Source organism: Kocuria sp. p3-SID1428, from assembly GCF_025149945.1.
Classification (GTDB): domain Bacteria; phylum Actinomycetota; class Actinomycetes; order Actinomycetales; family Micrococcaceae; genus Kocuria.
Genome location: NZ_JALXVH010000088.1, coordinates 1 through 5,638, shown reverse-complemented (window position 1 = coordinate 5,638; position 5,638 = coordinate 1). Strand labels below are relative to the sequence as shown.

General features: G+C 56.3%; 3 rRNA genes. All 3 read left to right on the top strand.

Annotated features, from left to right (window positions below):
• Nucleotides 1–104 precede the first annotated feature (104 nt).
• The 3 genes from M3E84_RS12290 (at nucleotide 105) to rrf (ending at nucleotide 5,551) form a co-directional block, all read left to right on the top strand.
• Nucleotides 105–1,631, top strand: a 16S ribosomal RNA gene (locus M3E84_RS12290).
• A gap of 452 nt (nucleotides 1,632–2,083) precedes the next feature.
• Nucleotides 2,084–5,248, top strand: a 23S ribosomal RNA gene (locus tag M3E84_RS12285).
• Nucleotides 5,249–5,434: 186 nt separating this feature from the next.
• Nucleotides 5,435–5,551, top strand: a 5S ribosomal RNA gene (rrf, locus tag M3E84_RS12280).
• Together the 16S, 23S and 5S rRNA genes form the textbook arrangement of a ribosomal RNA operon.
• Nucleotides 5,552–5,638: the final 87 nt, after the last annotated feature.

Here is a 5,638-nt window from a genome sequence, read left to right as displayed (position 1 = left end):
ATTTTTTTGTTTGGTTGGATCAGTTGATGCGTCAGTGCGTCTCGTTCCCGTGACGTGCTGAGCGATTATTATTTTGATTCCAGCCAGGTATGGTTTTTCGTTTTTCAACGGAGAGTTTGATCCTGGCTCAGGACGAACGCTGGCGGCGTGCTTAACACATGCAAGTCGAACGCTGAAGCACCAGCTTGCTGGTGTGGATGAGTGGCGAACGGGTGAGTAATACGTGAGTAACCTGCCCTTGACTCTGGGATAAGCCCGGGAAACTGGGTCTAATACTGGATGCTACATGTCACCGCATGGTGGTGTGTGGAAAGGGTTTACTGGTCTTGGATGGGCTCACGGCCTATCAGCTTGTTGGTGAGGTAATGGCTCACCAAGGCGACGACGGGTAGCCGGCCTGAGAGGGTGACCGGCCACACTGGGACTGAGACACGGCCCAGACTCCTACGGGAGGCAGCAGTGGGGAATATTGCACAATGGGCGAAAGCCTGATGCAGCGACGCCGCGTGAGGGATGACGGCCTTCGGGTTGTAAACCTCTTTCAGCAGGGAAGAAGCCACAAGTGACGGTACCTGCAGAAGAAGCGCCGGCTAACTACGTGCCAGCAGCCGCGGTAATACGTAGGGCGCAAGCGTTGTCCGGAATTATTGGGCGTAAAGAGCTCGTAGGCGGTTTGTCGCGTCTGCTGTGAAAGCCCGGGGCTTAACCCCGGGTGTGCAGTGGGTACGGGCAGACTAGAGTGCAGTAGGGGAGACTGGAATTCCTGGTGTAGCGGTGGAATGCGCAGATATCAGGAGGAACACCGATGGCGAAGGCAGGTCTCTGGGCTGTTACTGACGCTGAGGAGCGAAAGCATGGGGAGCGAACAGGATTAGATACCCTGGTAGTCCATGCCGTAAACGTTGGGCACTAGGTGTGGGGGACATTCCACGTTTTCCGCGCCGTAGCTAACGCATTAAGTGCCCCGCCTGGGGAGTACGGCCGCAAGGCTAAAACTCAAAGGAATTGACGGGGGCCCGCACAAGCGGCGGAGCATGCGGATTAATTCGATGCAACGCGAAGAACCTTACCAAGGCTTGACATATACCGGATCGTTCCAGAGATGGTTCTTCCCCTTTGGGGTCGGTATACAGGTGGTGCATGGTTGTCGTCAGCTCGTGTCGTGAGATGTTGGGTTAAGTCCCGCAACGAGCGCAACCCTCGTTCCATGTTGCCAGCACGTGATGGTGGGGACTCATGGGAGACTGCCGGGGTCAACTCGGAGGAAGGTGGGGATGACGTCAAATCATCATGCCCCTTATGTCTTGGGCTTCACGCATGCTACAATGGCCGGTACAAAGGGTTGCGATACTGTGAGGTGGAGCTAATCCCAAAAAGCCGGTCTCAGTTCGGATTGAGGTCTGCAACTCGACCTCATGAAGTCGGAGTCGCTAGTAATCGCAGATCAGCAACGCTGCGGTGAATACGTTCCCGGGCCTTGTACACACCGCCCGTCAAGTCACGAAAGTCGGTAACACCCGAAGCCGGTGGCCCAACCCTTGTGGAGGGAGCCGTCGAAGGTGGGACTGGCGATTGGGACTAAGTCGTAACAAGGTAGCCGTACCGGAAGGTGCGGCTGGATCACCTCCTTTCTAAGGAGCTTCACTCTGGTCGCCGTGTGGTGACCCGCCCGCGCACCGTTTCAGTGGTGTGGGGGTTGTTGTGGTGAGACTCGCTGCACCTGGCCCGTTTCGAGGGTTGGGTGGCGGGTTCGTGCTCATGGGTGGAATATCAGCAGACCAGGCAGCCGGTGCGACCTTCGGGTTGTGGTGGGTGTCTGATCATCGGTGTGGTGTCTGCGTGCTTGCTTGGTGCGTGGGTGCTGGTGACGGTGGTGGTTTGGTGCACTGTCGGGTCCTGGAACAACAGGCCCCGCCATGATCCCTGCTTTCGGTGGGTGGTGGTGGTTGGGTGTGTGTTCTGTGGCTTGCTTCAGGTAGCTGCGCACGGGTTGTGTGTGGTGAGGGGGGCGGCTGGTGTTGTTTGAGAACTGTATAGTGGACGCGAGCATCTTATTCTTTATGTGAGAATTTTTGTGTGTCTGTTTGAAGATTACTAAGGGCGCACGGTGGATGCCTTGGCATCAGGAGCCGATGAAGGACGTGGCAATCTGCGATATGCCTCGGGGAGCCGATAAGCGGGCTGTGATCCGAGGATTTCCGAATGGGGAAACCCCGTCGTCTGTGAGGGCGATGACCTGTATCTGAATACATAGGGTGCAGGGGGGAACGCGGGGAAGTGAAACATCTCAGTACCCGCAGGAAGAGAAAACAACAGTGATTCCGTGAGTAGTGGCGAGCGAAAGCGGAAGTGGCTAAACCGTCTGTGTGTGATACCCGGCAGGGGTTGCATGGGCGGGGTTGTGGGAGCATCAGTGCCCGGTCTGCCGGCTGGGTCGTGTGAGTGCAGCGTGATAGTCGAATCATCTTGAGTGGTGTGCCGTAGAGGGTGTGAGTCCCGTAGACGAAATCATTGCTGCCGCGCGTGGTGTTTCCCGAGTAGCACGGAGCCCGTGAAACTTCGTGTGAATCTGCCAGGACCACCTGGTAAGCCTGAATACTACCTGATGACCGATAGCGGACCAGTACCGTGAGGGAAAGGTGAAAAGCACCCCGGGAGGGGAGTGAAATAGTACCTGAAACCGTGTGCCTACAAGCCGTCGGAGCCTTTTGGGGTGACGGCGTGCCTTTTGAAGAATGAGCCTGCGAGTTAGTGTCATGTCGCGAGGTTAACCCGTGTGGGGTAGTCGTAGCGAAAGCGAGTCTGAAGAGGGCGTTGAGTGGCGTGATCTAGACCCGAAGCGAAGTGATCTACCCATGGCCAGGTTGAAGCGCGTGTAAGAGCGCGTGGAGGACCGAACCCACTTCAGTTGAAAATGGAGGGGATGAGCTGTGGGTAGGGGTGAAAGGCCAATCAAACTTCGTGATAGCTGGTTCTCCCCGAAATGCATTTAGGTGCAGCGTCGTGTGTTTCTTGCCAGAGGTAGAGCTACTGGATGGCTGATGGGCCCCAACGGGTTACTGACGTCAACCAAACTCCGAATGCTGGTAAGTGAGAGCACGGCAGTGAGACTGTGGGGGATAAGCTTCATAGTCGAAAGGGAAACAGCCCAGACCACCGACTAAGGCCCCTAAGCGTGTGCTAAGTGGGAAAGGATGTGGAGTTGCTCAGACAACCAGGAGGTTGGCTTAGAAGCAGCCATCCTTGAAAGAGTGCGTAATAGCTCACTGGTCAAGTGATTCCGCGCCGATAATGTAGCGGGGCTCAAGTACACCGCCGAAGTCGTGGCAATGCACATGTCCGCGCACCGATCCTGTCAGTGCTTTTGGGTTCTGGTGGGGTGCTGTGTGGTGACTGTAATGGTTTTGTGTGTGTTGGGTAGGGGAGCGTCGAGCGGGTGGTGAAGCTGCCGGGTGACCGAGTGGTGGAGCCCGTTCGAGTGAGAATGCAGGCATGAGTAGCGAATGACGGGTGAGAAACCCGTCCGCCGAATGATCAAGGGTTCCGGGGTCAAGCTAATCTGCCCCGGGTGAGTCGGGACCTAAGGCGAGGCCGACAGGCGTAGTCGATGGACAACGGGTTGATATTCCCGTACCGGCGAAGAACCGTCCATACTGAACTGGGGATACTAACCACCCGTTCCACCCGTTTCTCACGCACCACTTGTGGTGTGTGGTTGTGGTGGGATGCGTGGGACCTGATCCAGGGAGGTAAGCGTGTTAACAGGTGTGACGCAGGAAGGTAGCCGAGCCAGGCGATGGTAGTCCTGGTCTAAGCGTGTAGGGCGAGTCATTGGTAAATCCGTGATTCATGTGCCTGAGACGTGATGGGACCCCTTTGGTGGGGGATTCGGTGATCCTATGCTGCCGAGAAAAGCATCGACGTGAGGTTCTAGCCGCCCGTACCCCAAACCGACACAGGTGATCAGGTAGAGAATACTAAGGCGTTCGAGAGAATCATGGTTAAGGAACTCGGCAAAATGCCCCCGTAACTTCGGGAGAAGGGGGGCCCGGACCCTGACATGCCCTTGCGGTGTGGAGGGGGTAAGGGTCGCAGAGACCAGGGGGAAGCGACTGTTTATCAAAAACACAGGTCCGTGCGAAGTCGTAAGACGATGTATACGGACTGACTCCTGCCCGGTGCTGGAAGGTTAAGAGGACCTGTTAGGCGTAAGCCGAAGCGGAGAATTTAAGCCCCAGTAAACGGCGGTGGTAACTATAACCATCCTAAGGTAGCGAAATTCCTTGTCGGGTAAGTTCCGACCTGCACGAATGGAGTAACGACTTCCCCGCTGTCTCAACCATGAACTCGGCGAAATTGCAGTACGAGTAAAGATGCTCGTTACGCGCAGCAGGACGGAAAGACCCCGAGACCTTTACTATAGTTTGGTATTGGTGTTCGGTGCGGCTTGTGTAGGATAGGTGGGAGACTGTGAAGCGGACACGCCAGTGTTCGTGGAGTCGTTGTTGAAATACCACTCTGGTCGCTCTGGATATCTAACTTCGGCCCGTGATCCGGGTCAGGGACAGTGCCTGATGGGTAGTTTAACTGGGGCGGTTGCCTCCTAAAGAGTAACGGAGGCGCCCAAAGGTTCCCTCAGCCTGGTTGGCAATCAGGTGTTGAGTGCAAGTGCACAAGGGAGCTTGACTGTGAGAGTGACGGCTCGAGCAGGGACGAAAGTCGGGACTAGTGATCCGGCGGTACATTGTGGAATGGCCGTCGCTCAACGGATAAAAGGTACCTCGGGGATAACAGGCTGATCTTGCCCAAGAGTCCATATCGACGGCATGGTTTGGCACCTCGATGTCGGCTCGTCGCATCCTGGGGCTGGAGTTGGTCCCAAGGGTTGGGCTGTTCGCCCATTAAAGCGGCACGCGAGCTGGGTTCAGAACGTCGTGAGACAGTTCGGTCCCTATCCGCTGCGCGCGTTGGAAATTTGAGAAGGTCTGTCCTTAGTACGAGAGGACCGGGACGGACGAACCTCTGGTATGTCAGTTGTACCGCCAGGTGCATGGCTGATTGGCTACGTTCGGGAGAGATAACCGCTGAAAGCATCTAAGCGGGAAGCTTGCTTCGAGATGAGATTTCCTTCCCCTTTTTGTGGGGGTGAGGCTCCCAGGAGACTACTGGGTTGATAGGCTGGATGTGGTAGCGAGGACTGACGACTCGTGGAGCTGACCAGTACTAATAAGCCGATGATCTTCACACACACAACGTGTCTTGCAGCCTCCTTTCTTGGGGGTGTGAATAGCAGCGTGTTTCGCGTCCACTGTACGGTTTTGGAACAACACCGTCCTACAACCACTGGGTCTCCGTTGGGGTGATCTGGTGGTGGTGGGTGGTAGGTTCGTGAACAGGTTTCCACGCGCACTGCGGTGTGTGGTGGTAGCAGGTTTGCGGTGGTTATAGCGTGAGGGAAACGCCCGGTCCCATCCCGAACCCGGAAGCTAAGGCTCACAGCGCCGATGGTACTGCACTCTAGTGGGTGTGGGAGAGTAGGTCGCCGCCGCAATACTCCTTAGAGGGAAGGCTGATGGCCGGCTCCTCGCAACCATGTGGTTGCGGGTCGAGCTGGCTATCAGTCTTTTCTCATACCCAG